Here is a 21,315-nt window from a genome sequence, read left to right as displayed (position 1 = left end):
TAGCCGTTTTTTATTTCAGCTCTACATATCCAACAAAAAAATCCATTATATCCAATAATTATTAACGAGTTTGCACTCGCATAAAAAACACTAATTTTAAAATACGATTAAAGGTAACATACTAATTTTCGACTTATACAAGCAAGATCCATACAGAAATATTGCATATTTACTCTACTTTTTCCGCTAGCCATTCTACAGTTCTCTTGTCAACAGTCGGGAAATAAATATCGTATACTAGTAGTGCATTTCTATGAAAGCGACTATGTAGCTTATAAAGACAATCATTTGATTCGGAGTACTATTAGCGCAATATCCGAATATTTCCGGATTCTGGGACGATCCCGGCCATGTCACAAATATCCGGTTGATAGAACAGTTGGGTAAGTCTACGATTTATATGTTACACGCTAGTATATAGATAGACACATTAAGGCAGAGTTACATGAGTAATGTGCCCAAGCAGACATTCGGGTCGATAATAATATCATGTAAACTCAAGAGCCCAAGGCAAAACGACAAGCGCAAAAAACCCTATTACATGAAAAGGAATCATTAGCGGAAGCTTTGGAGAAAGCCAATATATCACCCTAGAAACCAAAGAAGGGGAAGATGGTACATTCATCGTGCCCTTCCCCTACACACCCGGATTATCGGTATAAGATTATTCTTTCTTGAAACGTAAGAACGGCAATACAATAAATAAAGGTATGCAACAGATCATTACCCAGATAAAGAAATGTTGGTAACCGATTTGCTCCTGTATCCATCCCGATATCATTCCCGGCAGCATCATACCTAATGCCATGAAACCGGTACTGATCGCATAATGCGAAGTCTTATATTCCCCCTCGGCGAAAAGCATCAGATACATCGTATAAGCCGTAAAGCCAAACCCGTAGCCGAATTGCTCGACAGCGACACAAGCGTTTACGACAACAATACTCTCCGGCATCGTATAAGCCATATATAAATAAACCAGATTCGGCAAGGAGATAGCCAATGCCATAGGCCATAACCAAGTCTTCAAGCCACGCCGGGATATAGCCAGACCTCCTAAAATCCCTCCTAGTAATAAGGAGACCACTCCCACCGTACCATAAGCAAACCCGACCTCACCAGTGCTGAGCGCCAACCCGCCGACTTCCCTCCCATCCAGCAAGAAAGGAGAAGCCAACTTTACCAATTGGGATTCCCCCAAACGATATGTCAACATAAAAAGCAAAGCCGGGACAATCCCTTTCTTGCTGAAAAAACTCACGAAAGTATTGCCAAACTCCACGAAGATGGTATGAGGGGTAATATTCGTACGTTGCGCGTCACTCGCCGGACGGGGTAAAACATACTTATGCCACAAAGCCAAGGCGATAAAGGTACCGGCCAATACGAAAAACACCAGGCTCCAAGCAAAGGAAATCCGTCCGGTACTCTCCTCCAAAAGCCCCGCCAGCATGACCAGCAGACCTTGTCCGGTTAGCATCGCCACCCTGTAGAACATATTTCGGATACCGATGAAGAATGCCTGTTGCTCCTCCGTCAATCCCAACATATAGAACCCATCCGCAGCAATATCGTGCGTAGCGGAACTAAACGCCATCAACCAAAAGAAAGCCAAGGTAAACCGCAGAAAGAAATCCCCGGGAAGGACAAACGCCACACCAGCCATTCCCCCGCCAATCAATAACTGCATGCTATAAATCCACCAACGCTTCGTTTTTATCAAGTCTACGAACGGACTCCAGAAGGGCTTGATCACCCAAGGAAAATAAAGCCAACTGGTAAACAAGGCGATATCCGTATTCGAGACGCCCAAACGTTTATACATGATCACAGAAAGCGTCATGACCACCACGTAGGGCAAGCCTTCAGCAAAATAAAGAGACGGGATCCAAGCCCAAGGATTACGTTTTTCCATAATCAGCAGGAATTAGATGATTAGAAGCCAATACTAAATCCATCCGCATCCTTCCACGCCGGGAATTTAGCCCGGAACTCATCCAGCTCGCTCTTCCTCAAGGTACATGTCCGGGTGATTTCCTCTCGTTTCCCGGCATCAGCCAATTTCTTTCCTTTAGCGTTATAAATCATGGAATCCCCTCTGAAAAGAAAGCCTTTCCCATCTACCCCCACACGGTTCACACCACAGACATAAGCCATGTTCTCGATCGCACGGGCATGCAGCAATGCCTTCCACGCCTTCTTCCGGGCCTCGGGCCAATTGGCTACATAAATCAAAAGATCATATTCGTTATTCACGTTTCGGCTCCAAACCGGGAAACGCAAGTCATAACAAACCTGCAAACAAATATTCCAGCCTTTATAGGGCACGATCAGCCGTTTGTCGCCCGCCGAGAAATGCTTGTCCTCCCCTGCCATACGGAACAAATGACGTTTATCGTAATAATACTCCTCTCCTTCCGGAGTAATGAAAAAAGCCCGGTTGTAGAACTTTCCGTTATCTTTCGCGATAAAACTTCCAGCCACGGCCAGTTCATATTTTTCAGCCCATTCTTTTATAGTCGGTACGGTCTGGCCCTCCATCGTATCGGCTTGTTTCTCTACGTCCATGGAAAATCCTGTGGTAAACGTCTCTGGCAATACAGCTAAATCGGTTCTTCTACTAACACGGCGCAACAGTTCGCCATAATAACCCAAGTTCTCTTCACGGTCTTCCCAAATAATATGGGATTGTATCATGCTGATACGCAAGTCTTCAGTCATAGAATAAAGATATTAAGGTAATAAAATTGTGACAAGGAAATAGTTTCATGGTGAAGAAACTTTTGTTTCTGTAAGAGAAAACTTTTGTTTTCCTATAGCAAAACTCTTATTTCTTCACCATAAAACTCCTATACCTGTACGAAATTCTCAGGATGGCAAGCAGTAACTCCTCGATACATTTCCCGTATCGTATAGATATCTTTATCCACATCACCCGTCGGATAAAAAATACCTTTCGTACCCACCTCTTTCTTTCCATAATCAAAATAAGCCACCACGATCGGTACGTTCGCTTTCAAAGCGATAAAATAAAATCCTTTTTTCCATTCCTTGGCCCGCTTCCGGGTACCTTCCGGTGTTACGGCCAATTGAAACCGCTCGCTGGCCTTGAAACGTTCCACCATCAGATCGGTCACCGACGTACGTTTGCCACGATCCACCGGAACACCTCCCAGCCAGTTAAACAACAAATTGAAAGGGAAGAAAAACCACTCTTTCTTAATCAGGAAACCGGCGTTACACCCGATCGAGGTATAAAAAAGTTTCCCTACGATAAAATCCCAGTTACTGGTATGCGGCGCCACACATACGATACATTTCGGCAAATCTACGCCATCTACCGAGCCCAGCTTCCACCCCGCCATACGAAGTATCGCCTTACTAATCGCTTTCTTCATGCCTACTTGTCCTTGCTCAACTCTCCTATCTCATCGGCGATAGCGTTAACCTCATTTTGCAAGTCCGCTCTTAATTTGCGATAATAATTCCGTACTAAGGCCTTGTTATCCTTGCCATCCGGATGTCCGGCACGGAGGGTATAACCATCTTGCATATCTAGGATACGAGTCATCAAAGCATCCGCTTTCTCTTGATTTACTCCGGGTATATACAATTTGCAAACCAGCGCTTCCGTGAACAATTCACCTGCCACGTAACTGATCTCTTTCTTTAAAATTCTTCTTTTAGCCATAATTATTTCATATTTAATTATCCACAAATATAAAACATATGTTATTAAATACCGAGGAAAGGCTGAAAAAAAGCACAAAAAGAATTATCTTCGCGGCGTGAAATCATTGATTATAAACAAATCAAATATGAACGAAATGATAAAGACGCCAGAGTTTCTCTTTGAAAGCAGCTGGGAGGTCTGTAATAAGGTGGGAGGTATTTATACCGTATTATCAACAAAAGCCCATACGCTTCAACAAATTTTTAACGACAAAGTAATATTCATTGGTCCGGATGTGTGGGCAAATACAACCGCTCCTGATTTTACGGAAGACGCATCTTTGTTTGAAGATTGGAAAATGCACGCCGAGGCATCGGATCATTTGAAAGTTAAGGTGGGCCGTTGGAACGTACCGGGTACTCCCCCTGTTATACTGGTAGATTTCAAATCCTACTTCAGTGAACGAGACGCCTTTTTCTATTCTATGTGGGAAAATTTCCGAGTGGATTCCATCCATGCCTATGGCGATTACGATGAGTCTTGCATCTTTGCGTATGCGGTAGGCAAGGTGATAGAAAGTTTCTATCACTTCTACAAACTGGGAAATAAGAAGGTAGCTGCCCTATTTAACGAATGGATGTTGGCGATGGGAGCGCTTTATATCCAAAAGCAAATCCCTGCCATAGCAACACTTTTCACGACACACGCCACATCGATCGGACGTTCCATCGCCGGCAACAACAAAGCGCTGTACGCTTATATGGACGGTTACAACGGCGACCAAATGGCCAAGGAGCTCAACATGGAGGCCAAGCATTCCGTAGAGAAGCAGGCCGCCCATTACGTGGATTGCTTCACGACCGTAAGCGATATCACCGCCCGGGAATGTAAACAGTTATTGGATAAGGCACCGGATATCGTTACCCCGAACGGCTTCGAGCCCAACTTCGTGCCCGAGGGCAAGGAATACGACAAGAAGCGAAAGGAGGCACGTCGCACATTAATTAATGTAGCGGAGAAATTATTAGGTTACCCCATCGACCCGAGCGCTTTGCTGGTCTCCACCAGTGGCCGTTATGAATACAGGAATAAAGGTATCGATGTCTTCATCGAGGCGATGAACCGTGTACGAACGTCCGGACGCTTGCAACGTGAAGTAGTCGCTTTCATCATGGTACCAGCTTGGGTACGTGCCCCTCGTGCAGATTTAAAAGAAGCGATCAAACAGGACATAAAGACGACCTCCCTGCTTCAAATCCCATTCATTACGCACTGGTTGCATAATATGCCAGAAGATAAGGTCTTGAATTATATCAACCACGCCGGTTTCACGAATGCGGCATCCGAAAAACTAAAGATCATATTCGTTCCTTGTTATTTAGACGGAAAAGGAGGTATTTTCAATAAGACCTACTATGATATGCTGATAGGAATGGACGCTACCGTATATCCATCCTACTACGAGCCGTGGGGATATACCCCGCTGGAAAGTATCGCTTTCGGTATACCGACGATCACGACCAATTTAGCTGGTTTCGGTATGTGGGCGAAGAAAACGGTATCCGGAGATAACCTTAGCGAAGGCGTAGAGGTTATTAATCGTACGGATTTCAATTATTTTGAGGTAGCGGACGCTATCATGAACTCCATCCTGGCTCTCAGCCAAAAGGATGCTACGGACGTCGAGGAAATCAAACAGCGTTGTTTCGATCTCGCTCGAAAAGCAGAATGGAACAAGTTTATCGATTATTATCTGACCGCATTCGATATCGCCATGAGGCATGCCGAGGAAAGAAATAGTTAAATATTGCTCATAATTAATAAGATAATGCTATCTTTGCACTCGTTTTTAGACAAACACTTTAAACTTCACGATAATGAAAATTAAGGCGAATAACGCAAACAGTCCTATTTGGAAGGACGTCTACTCACATTCCAAGCTTCCACAACAGTTGGAACCACTTAATGAGATCGCTACGAATCTTTGGTGGGTATGGAATCATGAAGGCGCTAAACTATTTGGCAAGATCGACAAACAACTTTGGAAATCCACAGAAGGTAACCCTGTACAGCTATTGCAAAGCCTTTCACACAAACGTATGGAAGAGATCTTAGCAGACAAGGAGTTAATGGCTGAGATCCAAAAGGTATACGCTGATTTCAAAGCTTATATCAATGTAAAACCCGACAAGACACAACCTTCTGTAGCTTACTTCAGCATGGAGTACGGTTTGACCAATGTATTAAAGATTTACTCTGGAGGTCTGGGAGTATTAGCCGGAGACTACCTGAAAGAGGCCAGCGATAGCAATATCGATTTATGTGCCGTAGGTTTCTTGTATCGTTACGGATATTTCACACAGACTTTGTCCATGGACGGTCAGCAGATCGCCAATTACGAGCCGCAAAATTTCAACGCCCTGCCGTTGACTCAGGTATTGCAGTCGAACGGAGAGCCAATGGTATTGGAAGTTCCTTATCCGGGCAGAACCGTTTACGCTCATATCTGGAAAGTTAGCGTAGGTCGTGTACCTTTGTATTTAATGGATACGGATATTCCTCAGAACAGCGAATGGGATCGTTCCATCACGCACCAATTATATGGTGGCGATTGGGAAAACCGTATGAAACAAGAGTATTTGTTGGGTATCGGTGGTATCATGATGCTGAACAAATTGGGTATCAAGAAACAAATTTATCACTGCAACGAGGGACACGCCGCTTTGATCAACGCTCAGCGTCTGGTTGATTATATCCAGAACGATGGTCTTTCATTCAACCAAGCGTTGGAGGTAGTTCGTGCTTCCGCTCTCTATACGGTACACACTCCGGTTCCTGCAGGTCACGATTACTTTGACGAGGGTTTGTTCGGACGTTACATGGGTGAGTTCCCCGGCAAGTTAGGTATTAGCTGGCAAGATTTCATCGACATGGGACGTGAGAACCCAGGTTCTAACGAGAAATTCTCCATGAGCGTATTCGCCTTGAACACTTGCCAAGAGGCTAACGGCGTAAGCTGGTTGCACGGTAAGGTTTCTCAGCGCATGTTCGCCCCGGTTTGGAAAGGTTACTTCCCGGATGAACTGCACGTTGGTTATGTAACGAACGGTGTACACATGCCGACTTGGGCCGCTACGGAGATGAAGAAATTCTATGCGGATAAATTAGGCACGAAGCTTTTCGAGGATCAATCAAATCGCAAATGTTGGGAAGGAATCCAGAATGTCTCCGACGAGGAAATCTGGAATCTCCGTATGACCTTAAAGAATAAATTGATCGATTATATCCGTGTTCAATATAAAGATAGCTGGTTGAAAAACCAAGGTGATCCTTCTAAGGTAGTTTCTATACTTGAAAAGATCAACCCGAATGCCTTGTTGATCGGTTTCGGTCGTCGTTTCGCTACTTACAAGCGTGCGCATCTGTTGTTCACGGACTTAGACCGTTTGGCTAAGATCGTTAACAATGAGAAGTTCCCGATCCAGTTCGTATTCACCGGAAAGGCTCACCCGGCTGATGGTGGTGGTCAAGGTTTGATCAAGCACATCGTCGAGATCTCTCGCCGTCCGGAGTTCTTAGGAAAGATTATCTTCTTGGAGAACTACGATATGCGTTTGGCTCGCCGTTTGATCTCTGGTGTAGACGTATGGTTGAACACCCCGACTCGTCCTTTAGAGGCTTCCGGTACTTCCGGCGAGAAAGCCGAGATGAATGGTGTATTGAACTTCTCCGTTCTTGACGGTTGGTGGTATGAAGGTTACGTAGAAGGCGCAGGTTGGGCATTGACTGACAAACGTACGTACGAGAACCAACAATATCAAGATCAATTAGACGCCGCTACGATCTATCACATGTTGGAAACAGAGATCATCCCGACTTATTACGCTAAGAACAGCAAGGGATACTCTCCTGACTGGATCCAATATATCAAGAACTCTATTGCCAAGATCGCTCCGGACTATACGATGAAGCGTATGTTGGACGATTACGAGGATCGTTTCTACCACAAGTTGGCTACCCGTTCCGCTCATATCGGTGCGGACAACTATAAGGTGGCTAAGGAAATCGCCGCATGGAAAGAGGAAGTGGCTCAACATTGGGATAGCTTCCAGGTTGAATCTTTCACGTGCGACCAAGAATTCACCTTGAACGGACCGGTAGTAGGAAAAGAATACAACTTCAATTTGGTGATCGACCGTCATGAGTTGCAAGGTATGTTAGGTGCCGAGATGGTTCTCACGAAAGAAGATCCAGAGAAACATGTCTTGAACTTGGTTAGTACAGCTCAGTTCGAGCTGATGAAAGAAGAGGGATCTAAGCTATACTTCAAGCTGACAACTACTCCTTCCGAGGCGGGCAACCAAAAAATGGGCTTCCGTGTATACCCTGTAAACAAGGAATTGCCTCACCGCATGGACTTCGCTTATGTACGTTGGATTCAATTATAATCGGCAACAAGCAAAACAAATAATAAAGAAGGAGGCTGTCCAAAAAGTGTGACAGCCTCTTTTGCTATTGTTTATTTCGGTAAAAATTATTATCTTACCGCTGCAAAAAACAAACATTATAACAATGGCTAAGATAGTATTTAAAGAGTTGACATCCAACCAAAATATACTTTTTTCGGTCTGTTTATCGGAAAAAGATAGCTTCCAGTCATCCCGTACGTATAGTAAACAGTGTTGTAGAGGCTTTGGATATTAGTTGTCTGCTCTCGGCATATAAAGGAGGAGGTACCAGCAGCTACCATCCCCGTATGATGCTCAAGGTCTTATTTTATGCCTACCTGAACAATCTCTATTCCTGTCGCAAAATAGAAAAGGCCTTGCAGGAGAATATTCATTTCATGTGGTTGTCCGGTAATAGTACTCTCGATTTCCGCACGATCAATGATTTCCGTGGCAAACGTTTAAAAGAACACATAAAATCGTTGTTTTCAGCCATTGTTCTGCTGTTACAGGAATTCGGCTATGCCAGTTTGGATGTACAGTATATCGATGGCACCAAAGTGGAATCGGCATCCAACCGCTACACTTTTGTCTGGCGTGGCAGCGTGGAAAAAAACAAGGCAAAACTGGAGTCGAAAATACAGTCAATCTTTAGTGAGGCAGACAAGCATATCGAACAGGACAAACGGGAAAGGACGCCGGACGTTTTACCGGATATGGATTCCTGTGGTTTGCGGGAAAAAGTGAGTGCTTTAAACAAACGGCTCTCCGAGATGAACAAAGCCGAGCAAAAGCAAGTCAAAAAGCTACAGGACGAATATCTGCCCTGCCTTGCCAAATACGAATCGCAATTAGAAACATTAGAGGATCGTAATTCTTTCAGTAAGGCAGATGGGGATGTGACCTTCATGCGCATGAAAGAGGACCATATGAAAAACCGCCAATTGAAACCCGTCTATAACATACAGGTTGCCACAAAGAATCAGTTTGTTATCAATCAGGGGATTTACAGGCAGGCCGAAGATTCGTGAACTTTAATTCCTTTTTTGAAAGATTTTCGGGAAACTTATCACAGGCAGTCTTCTATAGTAGTGGCTGATGCCGGTTATGGAAGTGAATAAAACTATGAGTTTATGAGGAATGCGGGTATAGAGGCTTTTGTCAAGTACAATTATTTCCACAAAGAGCAGAAGCGTGCCTGGAAAAAGGATGCTTTTGCCGTACATAATCTTTACTACAACCAGGACCGGGATTATTACGTATGTCCGATGGGACAACATATGGAATACATAGGTCAAAGGAAAAGTAGATCCGATCTGGGATATGTATCCATACAGAAACGTTATCAGGCACGTAACTGTGAGGGTTGCCCGCTAAAATCTAAATGTCATAAATCAAAGACCAACCAGATCATAGAAGTGAACCATAACCTTAACAGATACAAACAAAAAGCACGGGAAAAGCTCCTGAGTGAGGAGGGGATTCATCATAGGGGCAGAGGATGTATAGAACCGAAAGCGGTCTTTGCACAGATAAAGCATAATTCAGCGTGGAACCGGTTTAGATTAAGAGGGTTGGAGAAGGTAAAAACAGAGTTTACCTTGATTGCTATTGCACATAATCTAAGGAAACTGGCTAAAAAAGTCAGTTCTCCTTTATTTTTTACTTATTTCTGTAGGATTACTTTCCCAAGAAAGAGAATTGAGATGAACAAAAATGGTTTGAAAATAAAAATGGACAATAAACGCACGGCATAACTAAAAAAGAAGGCATCCTTTTCGGACACCTTCTTTCTATCCTTTTTTCTGAAAAAATTATTTTACATAATCCGCTTTATTCAAGAAATCGTAGCTCTTTTGGACATCTTCCTGAGGAGTGCCATCATAACGCTCAACCTCCACGTACCAGTCTTTCATTCCATTTGCATAAGCCTGCTCGAAGATAGGCTTGAAATCCATTTGGCCACTTGCACCGATGGCTTTCTCGTCCTTGATATGAAGAATCGGGAAACGGTTCGGATATTTTTTCAAGTAATCAACAGGATTCTGACCTCCACGCATTACCCAATATACGTCCATCTCGAACATCACATGATCCGGGCTGGAGTTTTCCAACATCAAGTCATAAATAGTCTGTCCCTCAATTTGCTTGAACTCATAGTCATGGTTATGATAACCAAACTTAATACCAGCTCCAGCTGCCGCCAAGCCAATCTGATAGAAATAATCACCAAAGTATCTCTTCAAATCATCCAAGGAAGCTTTCTCGTTAATCGGAGATACCGGCATAACCATATATTTCATACCAGCTTTCTTATGAGCTTCTATGGCTGTATTCCACCAAGACAAGTCTTTGTTCATATCATCGCTGATGAAATGAGAAAGGTGAGCACTTGTCGGTTTCATACCCAAGTCGTTACACATCTTTTTGAACTCAGAAGGATCAACGCCGTAAATCTTTCCGTCATCACTATAACCCGCAGTCTCCAAGTTGACATATCCCATCTTTGATACAATCTCCAATACCTTTTGGATACCCAAATCATTGATATCATCGCGCAAGGAATATAACTGAAGTCCGATATGTTTCTTAGCCGCTTCAGTACCTGCGGCAGCTTGTCCTGATTTACCGCCACAAGAAGATAATAACTGCGGGGCTACCAACCCACCCGCAAGCATCAAAGAGGCTTGCTTCAAAAAATCACGTCTGTTCTGCATAGTACTATTAATTAAGTTTGATTGAGAATTTTTACAAAAGTAAGACTATATTCTTAGGTTTATATCTTTATGGAAGTTAAAATCTTCAAAAATAACATTGTATTTTAATTTTCGTTATCTTTGGGGAAGATATTATTACTTAAATCATTTATATCATGAAAAAATTATCAATTCTAGCGATGGGCTTTCTCTTTGTCCTGGCCACAGCTTGTAGTGTTTCCAGCAGTGGCACTTTATTCGATGGCAAAGATAGTAACAAATGGAAAACGACAGGCGATGTCTCCGTTCAAGACGGCATAATGACCTTGAAAGGTACAGATGCACTGGCCGTTCTGAAAAACGGTAAATACAAAAACTTCGACCTGACCCTTGAGCTACGTACTACTCCGGGAGGCAAAGGTGCTGTTTGGTTCCATACGGACCCGACTTTGAAGAAAGGATATCGTATCGCTATCAATAATGACCGATCTGATAAGATTTGGTGGAAAATGACAGGCAGTCTTATTTCCGTGCGGAATTTGACCAAAAGCTTCGTAAAAGAAGATCAATGGTTCAAGATGGATATCCGGGTAGCCGGACGAGAGATCGATGTAAATATAAATGGCGAACCGGTTGTAGAGTACATCCAACCGACCGCACCGTATCGTACGGACGCTAATGCCTACACCTTATTATCGGAAGGAACATTTGGCATAGAGAGTGATGGTAGTGGTGAGATCCAAATCAAGAATATCGCCGTGAACGTAATTGATGGATCCACGATCGATATCAACGCACAATTGGCAGAAACTAACGATGAGCAAAATGACGAGATCATTAAATTGCACCAATCGGATTTCCCTGTATTGGATTATCACGTGCACTTAAAAGGTGGGTTAACCAAGGAAGTTGCCGCTAAGCAATCCCGCAAGACCGGTATCAATTATACGATCGCACCTAACTGCGGCATCGGTTTCCCGATCACGAACGACCAACAAGTTATGGATTATCTAAATGAGATGCGCTCACAGCCTTTCATTCTTGGCATGCAAGCAGAAGGACGCGAATGGATAAGTACATTCTCTCCCGAGACTCTTAAAGAGTTCGACTATGTGTTTACGGACGCTTTGACGTTCAAGGACAATAAAGGTCGCCGTACCCGCCTATGGATTCCGGAAGAGACTTGGATCGAGAATGAGGAGCAATATATGGACATGATCGTAGATCGTATCTGCTCCGTATTGGAAGAGCCGGTAGATATCTACGTAAATCCTTGTTTCTTGCCATCTCCGATGGATAAGCGTTTTGACGAGTTCTGGACGGAGGCCCGCATGAACCGTTTCGTCGAGGCATTGGCAAAAAGCGGAAAAGCTTTAGAGATCAACGAGCTATACAACATCCCAAATAAAGCGATCATTATGAAGGCGAAAGCCGCCGGCGTTAAATTCACGTTTGGAAGTAACAACGTGACACCAAACGTCAGCGATCTGTCTTACAGTATCCGCATGATGAAAGAATGTGGCCTGACCGCTGAGGATATGTATAAACCGAAAGTTAAAATCTAATCACACATTTGCCCTCTCCGGAACCTCCCGTTTCCGACACCCGGAAGCGAGAGGTTCCGACACCCGGAAGCGAGGGGTTCCGACACCCGGAAGCAGGGGTCACCCTTTTTCTCGCCATATCCGTCGCATCTTCATATACCGGTATCGCTTAATGATCATCTTCCGGCTACGTATAATCTGGTAACGGTAAATGATACAAGCCAAGATGAAATATACGCCCGCCTGAATCCATAACACCCGATATTCACGCGCCACCTCATGCAAGGAAGCGCCAGCCGTGTTGATACGGATAAATCCTTGGATACCCGGAGTAGAAGGAAACAAATAACCCACCGCTTTCCAAAACGGAGGAATAGCCGCCTCCGGCCAAGATACACCCGAGATAAACAGCAAGATGACAGACGTGAAAACGAACACCAACATAGGCGATTCACGACTAGTCATAAATCCCGATAGCGTCATAGACATAAAAATACAGGCAAACAGATAAGGCAGTAAGAATAATAAAATTATCAGTGGCTCACCAACCTGAGGCAAGGAGAATAACTTAGGGACAATCGCCAATACCCAGATGCAAACCACCACATACAGCAAAAAATAAGTCAATGACTTGCCGAACACGATACGCAAAGTCCCATTAAAATGCCGGCAAACAGGTACTAAACTATGGAAACGATTCTTTTCCCGTGCCGTTCCTCCCAACATTCCGATACCCAAGATCAAAGTCTGTTGCAATACCAAGATCAAGATAGCCGGTACCAAGAAACTGGCAAAGCCATTCTGGGAATTAAACAACGCTACTGATTCATATGGGATCGGGTCTACCGTGATCCGATCCATTTTATCCGTGGACGACGGATCATTATGCATCCGAAGTTCCTTACCCATATCCAACGATACCTCTGTCGCCGCCAAAAGGAAAGCCTTATAAAACAATAAGGCACTCATATCGCAATACAAAGAGACGGTTGTCTGTCGCCCTTCATGCAAGTCCTTACTATAATCCGAGGGAAAGAGCAAAATTCCATAGGCCTTCTTCTCATCCAACATCTTCTTGGCTTCTGCCATATCCGGACAAACACCCACTACCTCCACATCCGGTGTGGCGTTAACCCGTCTGGTAAACTCACGGCTCAAATAGGAATCACTTTGGTCTACCACCACCATCTTCGCCTCATGTACTACCTCATTATTATATATAAATGAATAAAGCAGCGGATACACAAAAGGCACCAAGAAAAAGAAAATCATGACCCCCACATCTTTAAACACGTTTCTCAACTCATCCTTCCAAATATAAAACACATCCAGATGACCTTCCTTTATGATATATCGTAAACGATGTTCTCTTTTCATCACATACAGTTTTTACGGCAGATATTTGAAATCCAACAACGCCCTCTTCAAGTTCCGCCCAATAAGGAACGGCAAGATCAAAAATCCTAACAACCAAGCGTACTCGCCCAACGTATAGAATAGCGCTCGCCCATTCAAGGCTTGATCGACATAAATCAAAAAATAATGCCGCAGAGGGAACAAACGAGCCAACGCTTGCAACGTAGGGTCCATACCTTGTACCGGAAACGAGAATCCTACAATGGAAAACGAGATCATTCCGAACAGGCTGGCAAAGCTAAGCCCTAGACGGAGAGTCGGTAATACGCCAATCATAAATACGCCTACCGCCTGAGAGGAAATAATCAACAAAAACATCGCCAAAAGCATCGGAAACCAACCGCTATTTAACGGGAAAGAATTAATTCCATACAACACAGCACAATACATAAAGCCTACGACCGTAAAAATAGCCGTCTGCGGCAATAACTTTCCCAACAAACTAACAACCATGGAGTTCCCTCCCATATCCAACCATTGACGGGATGTGGAATATTTAATTTCCGTACCGATACTGAATACTGTCACCAGAAATACCATCAACTGGATGATACCCGGCAAAACCGTATTATTCAAATATACCGAATAATTCAACCACGGGTTGCCGATCGGATGCGTATCGATCACGATCGGTTGTAACTGTCCCATGATCTGCGCCTCGGTATATCCTTTAGCTCGTCCGGTCTGTAAACCCACAGCGGCCCCCGCTAATACCGACATCGTTTTCATATCCCGGAACAGTAAGGAGGCGGCGATCAAATAGGTACCATTCGTATAGAAAGACAACCGAGGCTGCTTTCCAGATGTAGCGTCTGCAGCGAAATCGGATGGAATGTAAAAGATTCCATATACATTCCCTTTCTGCATTTCTTGACGAGCCTCGGTAAACGACATGGTTTTCATATATACCTCCGTCTGCTCAAAGGCATCCAACTGGCGAATCAAATTGCGCGAGGTAGCAGAGTTATCCATATCTACCACCGCTATCGGCAGATCGGTCGGCAATCCCTCATGCATCAACGATACAAAGAAAATGGCACAGATTGCCGGAGCGATCAGCATACAAAAGAAGTAAATCGGTTGAGCCATCAGCCGATGCACCTCACGCTTCGCGATAAGCCAGATTCTATGCAAACTTTCTTTATAGGTCATACGATATCTTTTCCTTTTTTCTTTAAGATCACGGACATTCCCGGACGAAGATCTGCGACTTTCTCTAACGGACGGGCACGCACCTCGAAAGTCTTCGAGTCATACTGTCCATTCGTCTTTGTCGCTTTCCATGCGGCATACGAGCCCATATCCTTCATATAATAGACTTTCAACTTCACCGATTGATCCCCCAACGCCGGAATGAAAGCATTTATTTCCGAGCCAATCTTGATGTCTTTCAACAGATCCTCACGGATACTGAAAGTTACCCATACATCATTTAAATCAGAGATATTCATGATCGGAGCACCTGTGCCAACCAACTCGCCGACTTCCGGGAATCGTTCCGAAACCTCCCCGTCAATCGGAGCCACCAAAGCGCTCTCACCCACATACGACTCCACTTCAGCGATAGCACCTTCCGCACGTTGAACCATGGCGGCGGCGGCGGCCTTATCTTCCTTACGGGCACCTTCCTTCGCCATCTCATATTGAGAATGGGCAGCCTTCTCTGTCGCTACCATAGCGTTATAGTTAGCCTCCACCTCGTCTCTTTTTTGAGCGGACATCACCCCTTTCTCATATAAATTCTGAATACGATCGAAAGATTTCTTAGCGATAGTCAATCCGGCTTGCGCCTTTTGCCACATCTCATAAGCGGCCGTGATTTCCTGCTCACGAGCACCTTTAATCGCTTTGGCATTCTGTGCTTCCGCTGCCGCACGAGCCGCCTCCGCTTGTTTCAGCTTCGCCATAACCTCGGGCATATCTAAAAAGACTAAAGTATCTCCGGCTTTTACCTGATCACCTTCGCCAAAACGATAAGAAGCGATACGTCCGGGAACTTTGCCGGAGATACGAACTTGGGTGGCCTCGGCCTGCCCCATTATAATATCATCAGGCAGTGTAAGCAGGAAGAAACCCGCCAAGGCTACCAATCCGATCACGACCAATACCGTGATAAAAGCTAACATCATGTTACTGATAGAAAACTTCTTATTCTCGTTCATCTCTGTGTATATTTTTATTTTGTTATTACTCTTTTTCATTCACGGACAGTTTACCCAAAGCCTTACTCAGGTAAACCTCTGTTAGTTTCACTTCGATCTGAGCATCAATCAAACTAGAGCGAGCAGAAACCCACGCAGTTTGTGCCTCCATCAAGTTCAAAGCCGGAATAACCCCTTCCTCAAAACCTAAATTCGCACGCCGCAAGTTCTCTTCCGCATTTTCCATATTACGAGAAGAAGCGATCAATTTTTTACCCGCCTCATTCACTTTATAAACAGATTGATTTACCTGCAACTCAATCTTCTCACGGGCATCCTGCCATTCCAATGCTTTTATGCGGGTTTCCGCCTTCGCCGAGTTACGCTTATAAGTACCTTCCCACCAACCGGATAAGGGGACTTTTACCATAACTCCCACATTAAACATACCTGCGAAATCATTTTTAAAACCATTAAAGACATTCGGATTCGTGACGAAATAATTCGCAGCTAAAGCGACATTAGGCAACATTTCCGCCAAAGCGATACGTTCTTTTCGCTTATAGATTTTCATTGCCAAATCCAGACTTCTCAGTTCATTACGATTCATGAAAGCCTCATTCAGATCGGCCGAAGCTTGTGTAGTCTCTACTGGAAAATTATCCAGCTTCTCGTCCGCAAGCGATAAATCCTCCTCTAAAGACAAACCACAAATTTGGGCTAAAAGCATTCGGGTTAAAGCCAGACCATTCTCAACCTTCGTCTGAGTCATCTCAGCCTCATTCAGTTTCACCTTAACAGAAAGGCCATCAGCCTCAGTAGCTATTCCCTCATGGATCATAGCGGTCACATCACCGTCCATCTTACGGAGCAAATCCACATAAGCAACTGCCAATTTCTTCTTATTCACCAAAGATATGACTTGCCAATAGATCTCATCAGTCTTATAAATCAAGTCCTGCAACTGCGAATTATTCATTGACTCCGCTAATTGCTTGGCAAACTTAGTGATCTGGTTATAATTAACGATCTTCCCACCCATGAATACAGGCTGCACCAACGATACATTACCTACCCAGAGATTCTGCACATCCAAATGTTGCATATCGTTCACCCCACTCATCAAATGTTGGATTATCGGTAATTGAGCCAAGCCACCTAAAGAAGAACTCAAGGATGAGGATAAAGCACCCATGTCCAGTAAGTTTACATCCTTCTGATTCCACATATAGGCTCCGTTTGCCGATAATTGAGGAAAATACTTGGTAAAAGCGGCTTTTTTCTCATTATCCGCCATCTTAATCTTTTCGCCAGAGATTTGTAGCTCCTTATTGTTCTGGATCGCCAAATTCCGGCACTCTTCCAATGTCAACATTCGCTGAGCGTGCACACAACTCACCGTGACTACAAATGTTAATAGAAAGATAGTTCTCTTCATCTTTAATATCGTTTTAACCTACCTATATAATGCCATCATATTCTCTATGCGACAAAAATATAAAGAATTCGTGAGATTTTGGCAGATTTTGGCGGAATAAAGTAAGTGGTTGGAGACTAAAGGAATTGGGTGTTGAATGACTGTATTCTTCCTTTTTTCCAAAAAAGCGGGATATCGAGGAGTTATGAGGTAATTTTGCTACCTATCCGTTGCTTTTTAGGTCGAACGACATCGAAAAAGAAACGTGAAACCACCTGATTTCGCCTCTGCCATCTCAAAGAACCCTTGTTTGCAAGAACAAAGATATGCATAATTTTCCGTGTATAGGCCAATTTTGCCTTCTTCTTCCTAAAAAGCGGTTGTCAAAAATGGAATCCCCCACATGAGTGAATACTTTTCTTTCATAAAAACATCCCAACTGTTTCTATTTTAACACATTAAAACAAATCGGATTTTATAGTTGCGGATTTAAGGAAGTAGTTTTATTCTGACTTATTTTAATTAAAATCAACCCGGGTTAAAATGCTTTTTATCCATATAAATCCAATGTTTTTGAAGGGTCAATGGGGGGAGTATAATAGTGGGGCAATCGACTTTAAAATTTCCAGGCATATGAATCAGCGGATATGCCGGTGTCCTCAGCAAGCCGTTCTTTTGCGAGAAAGAGTAACGGAATAGTAACGTGACTCTTGCTTCAAACAGCTTTTTGCGGCATTCAGTGGCTTTGGTAAAGTCCTCATGGAATCGCTAAAACGCTTTATTTCAACGTTCATTCACCTTTTTTCTCCTATTCTCATTTTTTTGTAGTACCTTTGCAAGTGAAAAGAAGTCTTTTCCGTGTGTTTGCCAAACCACGTATTAAAAACAAGAAAGATAATGAAACAACAAGATGCCGCTTTGGTATGCTTCTCGGGTGGACAAGATTCCACGACTTGCCTTTTTTGGGCGAAGAAGCATTTTTCACATGTAGAGGCCGTATGCTTCACTTACGGACAGAAACATTCCTTGGAAATAAAGGTCGCCCAAAAGATCGCCGCAGACGCAGACGTACCTTTTCAGTTATTGGATGTATCGCTTATCAGCCAGTTAGATCCCAACTGTTCACTTACGAATGCGAGCATAGAGATGGATCAAGAGAAGCCGGAGGATAGTTATCCGAACACATTTGTTCCTGGCCGTAATATGGTATTCCTAACTTTAGCGGCAATATTAGCTCGCAGTAAAGGGATTTATCATTTGGTAACGGGTGTCTCCGAGGCCGATTATAGTGGTTATCCGGATTGCCGGGATACGTTCGTGCGTTCTCTTAACATAACGTTAAACCTAGCGATGGATGAGAAATTCACAATTCATACCCCGCTTATGGACCGGAATAAGAGCGAAGTCTGGGAATTGTCCGACGAGCTGGGTGTATTTGATCTGGTACGTACGCAGACGCTGACTTGCTATAACGGTGTTATGGCTGAGGGATGTGGGCATTGCCCCGCTTGCAAACTTCGCAAGGACGGATTGGAGACATATTTAAAAAGGAAAGAGATGAATCAAAAGTAAATTAAAGAAATGGACGAAAGAAAACAAGAAGGAGAGTTGCACTTATTAGGTGGCTCTACCGTATATAAACAGGATTACGCTCCGGAGGTATTGGAGGCATTTACGAACAAGCATCAAGAAAATGATTATTGGGTACGGTTTAATTGCCCAGAATTCACCAGCCTCTGTCCAATTACCGGACAACCGGATTTCGCTACGATTCATATCGATTATATCCCCGACGTGAAAATGGTAGAGAGCAAGAGCTTGAAGCTTTACTTATTCAGCTTCCGCAATCATGGGGCATTTCATGAGGATTGCGTGAATATTATCATGAAGGACTTGATAAGATTAATGGATCCGAAATATATCGAAGTTACCGGTATATTCACTCCGAGAGGCGGTATAAGTATTTATCCGTATTGCAATTACGGTCGTCCGAATACCAAGTTTGAGCTGTTGGCTGAGAAAAGACTATTTGATCATAATCAATAAGATTTCTGACAAATCGTTATCTGTTTCGGCAAAAAACGGTATATTTGCAGCAATAAATGTTAACTAACTAATAAATCATTTTAGACCATGAACAAAACATTGCTTACAATTGCAGCTTTCACTTTAGCGGGCTGCGTTACTGTTGTCGCTCAAAACAAGAAAAAAGAGTTTAAGATGCCTACAGGTTATGCAGGTATCACGCATGAGATGTCTGAGTTTTACGAACCTGTCCCACCGGTAGTCACTCCGGGCACAGACTTAAAAGGTGGAGGTTTCACGGCTCCTTCCGACGCTATCGTTTTATTTGACGGCAAGGATCTTTCTGCTTGGGAGAGCGTAAAGGGCGGTGCTGCCGAATGGGATGTGCATGATGGCGTATTTACTGTAAACAAAAAGAAGGGTGATATCCAGACCAAACAGAAATTCAACGATTTCCAGATGCACATCGAGTGGCAAGTCCCAACGAATATCACAGGAGAGAGCCAGTCGAGAGGTAACAGCGGTATTTTCCTGCAAGGGATGTATGAGGTTCAAGTGTTAGATTGCTATAATAACCCCACTTACGTGAATGGCCAAGCTGGTAGTATCTACAAGCAATCCATTCCTTTGGCCAACGCCATGCGTAAACCGGGCGAATGGAACGTATACGATATCATTTATACCGCCCCCACTTTCAAGGAAGATGGTTCCTATCGTACGCATCCAACCGTAACGGTTATCCAGAACGGTGTGGTTTTGCAGAACCATACGACGATATTAGGTACGACAGAGTGGATCGGTTTCCCGCAAGTGAAGAAACATGGCGCAGGCCCTATCATCTTGCAGAGCCATGGCGATCCTAGCGAGCCGATCAGCTTCCGCAATATCTGGATTCGCGAGCTATAAGAGAAACGTGTTGATCGTAATAAAAAGGAGATGGACTTGATCTTAAGTTCATCCCTTTTTCATTAAACAGCGCATCTTATGCTGATATAGGATGTTTGCGTGCCTCAACCACACTCGAGGCGTTGCGGCAGGCCATAGACCGGGCCGTCGAGATGGAAGGATAAAAAAGGGACTACAAAAAGTGACAAGAAAGAGGCGAATACGGAAACAGTTGTTTCTTTATAGGAGTTAAAGAACTATAATTGTTTTATTTACAGCAATTATACTATTATCTCTTCTCTGGCATATATTTCCAGAAACGAGCCGGCATATGTTGGCGATGAAGCCGTGGGTTTAAACGTTCTTTAATAGCGATAGACTTAAAATACTCCTTCCACATACTTTGAAAAAGTTTCTCGTCCTTATCCATGATATCCTCACTGAGCAATCCGGTCAATAGGTGTGAATCTTTCTCTTCGAAACGGACTTCTATCGTATCATTAAGATCATAATAATATCCATACTCTCTTTTTAAGTCGTAAATGAGCCATTGCTGATCAGCGAAACGGTCTTGCGCATAAGGTAATACCAAAGGCAATACATTATATATAGGCTTGATGGCAGCAAAGTAAGTTCCATCCGCCGCTTTTTGGAAACGAAAGAATTGCATCACTCGCAAGCGTTCATTGTTCACTTTCTTCCAGATCTTGGCAGTTTCCAATATGTCCGGATCACCTAGATTGAACTCGATCGTGGCTGGAGCGTCGATCGCTTTACGGATATATCTGAATAACAACAGGCCTACTTCCGGTAATTCCGACAACCAAGTTACCGTCAGCCCGGAAAGAGAAGACTGGGAGATCTTCTTCTCAAGACCTTTCCATACCCGTCCTGCTTTCCGGTCGTCCGTATAAATCCGGATCGCCTCGTCATAGAACAATGGAAATGGCTCGCCCTCGGCTAATAACAAATCCGGAAAAGTTCGACGGGAATAAGCATCGAATACAGCGGTAAGCAATCCCTCAAAAGTCTTGTCGTAAACAAATATAATCATTATCAATCCTTCTTAT

The 21,315-nt window shown here is 43.7% G+C and carries 16 protein-coding genes and 1 pseudogene; 7 read left to right on the top strand and 10 right to left on the bottom strand.

Annotation, left to right across the window (positions count from 1 at the left end):
• Positions 1-664: 664 nt before the first annotated feature.
• From E5342_RS06465 to E5342_RS06450, 4 genes are all read right to left on the bottom strand, one after another.
• The gene (locus E5342_RS06465; RefSeq protein ID WP_135959077.1) at positions 665-1,915 is read right to left on the bottom strand and encodes an MFS transporter; all 1,251 of its coding nucleotides are present in this window, start codon (positions 1,913-1,915) and stop codon (positions 665-667) included.
• Between the two features lie 20 nt (positions 1,916-1,935).
• Positions 1,936-2,721: an amidohydrolase gene (locus E5342_RS06460; protein WP_121736404.1), complete on the bottom strand. Its 786-nt coding sequence runs from the start codon at positions 2,719-2,721 to the stop codon at positions 1,936-1,938.
• A gap of 128 nt (positions 2,722-2,849) precedes the next feature.
• Entirely contained in the window at positions 2,850-3,398 is a 549-nt protein-coding gene (locus E5342_RS06455; RefSeq protein WP_135959076.1) for a 1-acyl-sn-glycerol-3-phosphate acyltransferase, read from the bottom strand.
• Between the two features lie 2 nt (positions 3,399-3,400).
• Positions 3,401-3,691 (bottom strand): hypothetical protein, encoded by a 291-nt coding sequence (locus tag E5342_RS06450; protein WP_121736402.1) that lies wholly within the window; start codon positions 3,689-3,691, stop codon positions 3,401-3,403.
• 127 nt (positions 3,692-3,818) lie between these two features.
• On the opposite strand from E5342_RS06450, the gene E5342_RS06445 reads away from it, so the two are divergent.
• The 3 genes and pseudogenes from E5342_RS06445 to E5342_RS06435 all read left to right on the top strand — a co-directional run bounded on the left by E5342_RS06445 (position 3,819) and on the right by E5342_RS06435 (position 9,878).
• Positions 3,819-5,477 carry a glycosyltransferase gene (locus E5342_RS06445; protein ID WP_121736401.1) on the top strand — a complete coding sequence of 553 codons (1,659 nt, stop codon included), beginning with the start codon at positions 3,819-3,821 and terminating at the stop codon, positions 5,475-5,477.
• Between the two features lie 73 nt (positions 5,478-5,550).
• Complete coding sequence (gene glgP / locus E5342_RS06440; RefSeq protein WP_135959075.1) at positions 5,551-8,121, top strand: alpha-glucan family phosphorylase; 2,571 nt, start codon at positions 5,551-5,553, stop codon at positions 8,119-8,121.
• A gap of 124 nt (positions 8,122-8,245) precedes the next feature.
• Positions 8,246-9,878, top strand: a pseudogene (locus E5342_RS06435) (IS1182 family transposase).
• Between the two features lie 57 nt (positions 9,879-9,935).
• Here the strand turns inward: E5342_RS06435 and E5342_RS06430 are convergent.
• A complete protein-coding gene (locus tag E5342_RS06430; RefSeq protein ID WP_121736399.1) occupies positions 9,936-10,838 on the bottom strand; it encodes a sugar phosphate isomerase/epimerase family protein in 903 nt (300 codons plus the stop codon).
• Positions 10,839-10,993: 155 nt separating this feature from the next.
• Between E5342_RS06430 and E5342_RS06425 the strand changes: the two genes are divergently transcribed.
• Positions 10,994-12,382, top strand: coding sequence for a DUF1080 domain-containing protein (locus tag E5342_RS06425; RefSeq protein ID WP_121736398.1), 1,389 nt, complete (start codon positions 10,994-10,996; stop codon positions 12,380-12,382).
• Between the two features lie 99 nt (positions 12,383-12,481).
• On the opposite strand, the gene E5342_RS06420 is transcribed toward E5342_RS06425, so the two are convergent.
• The 4 genes from E5342_RS06420 to E5342_RS06405 are packed head-to-tail and all read right to left on the bottom strand — an operon-like array spanning position 12,482 to position 17,356.
• Positions 12,482-13,738, bottom strand: coding sequence for an ABC transporter permease (locus tag E5342_RS06420; RefSeq protein WP_135959074.1), 1,257 nt, complete (start codon positions 13,736-13,738; stop codon positions 12,482-12,484).
• A gap of 12 nt (positions 13,739-13,750) precedes the next feature.
• The gene (locus E5342_RS06415; RefSeq protein ID WP_121736396.1) at positions 13,751-14,929 is read right to left on the bottom strand and encodes an ABC transporter permease; all 1,179 of its coding nucleotides are present in this window, start codon (positions 14,927-14,929) and stop codon (positions 13,751-13,753) included.
• Entirely contained in the window at positions 14,926-15,939 is a 1,014-nt protein-coding gene (locus E5342_RS06410; RefSeq protein WP_121736395.1) for an HlyD family secretion protein, read from the bottom strand. The genes E5342_RS06415 and E5342_RS06410 overlap by 4 nt, the downstream gene beginning before the upstream one ends.
• Positions 15,940-15,964: 25 nt before the next feature.
• Positions 15,965-17,356 (bottom strand): TolC family protein, encoded by a 1,392-nt coding sequence (locus tag E5342_RS06405; protein WP_121736394.1) that lies wholly within the window; start codon positions 17,354-17,356, stop codon positions 15,965-15,967.
• A gap of 876 nt (positions 17,357-18,232) precedes the next feature.
• Here E5342_RS06405 and queC point away from each other — a divergent pair.
• The 3 genes from queC to E5342_RS06390 all read left to right on the top strand — a co-directional run bounded on the left by queC (position 18,233) and on the right by E5342_RS06390 (position 20,266).
• On the top strand, positions 18,233-18,907 hold the full coding sequence (queC, locus tag E5342_RS06400) for a 7-cyano-7-deazaguanine synthase QueC (RefSeq protein ID WP_135959073.1): 675 nt from the start codon (positions 18,233-18,235) through the stop codon (positions 18,905-18,907).
• Positions 18,908-18,916: 9 nt separating this feature from the next.
• Positions 18,917-19,381 carry a preQ(1) synthase gene (gene queF / locus E5342_RS06395; RefSeq protein WP_135959072.1) on the top strand — a complete coding sequence of 155 codons (465 nt, stop codon included), beginning with the start codon at positions 18,917-18,919 and terminating at the stop codon, positions 19,379-19,381.
• 87 nt (positions 19,382-19,468) lie between these two features.
• Entirely contained in the window at positions 19,469-20,266 is a 798-nt protein-coding gene (locus tag E5342_RS06390; protein WP_121736391.1) for a 3-keto-disaccharide hydrolase, read from the top strand.
• 268 nt (positions 20,267-20,534) lie between these two features.
• On the opposite strand, the gene E5342_RS06385 is transcribed toward E5342_RS06390, so the two are convergent.
• Positions 20,535-21,299, bottom strand: coding sequence for a TIGR03915 family putative DNA repair protein (locus tag E5342_RS06385; RefSeq protein ID WP_121736390.1), 765 nt, complete (start codon positions 21,297-21,299; stop codon positions 20,535-20,537).
• Positions 21,300-21,315 lie beyond the last annotated feature (16 nt).

Origin of the sequence: Parabacteroides distasonis, from assembly GCF_004793765.1 — a bacterium.
Classification (GTDB): Bacteria; Bacteroidota; Bacteroidia; order Bacteroidales; family Tannerellaceae; genus Parabacteroides; species Parabacteroides distasonis_A.
The sequence above is the reverse complement of the archived record's forward strand: the minus strand, read 5'-3'. Positions and strand labels throughout refer to the sequence as shown.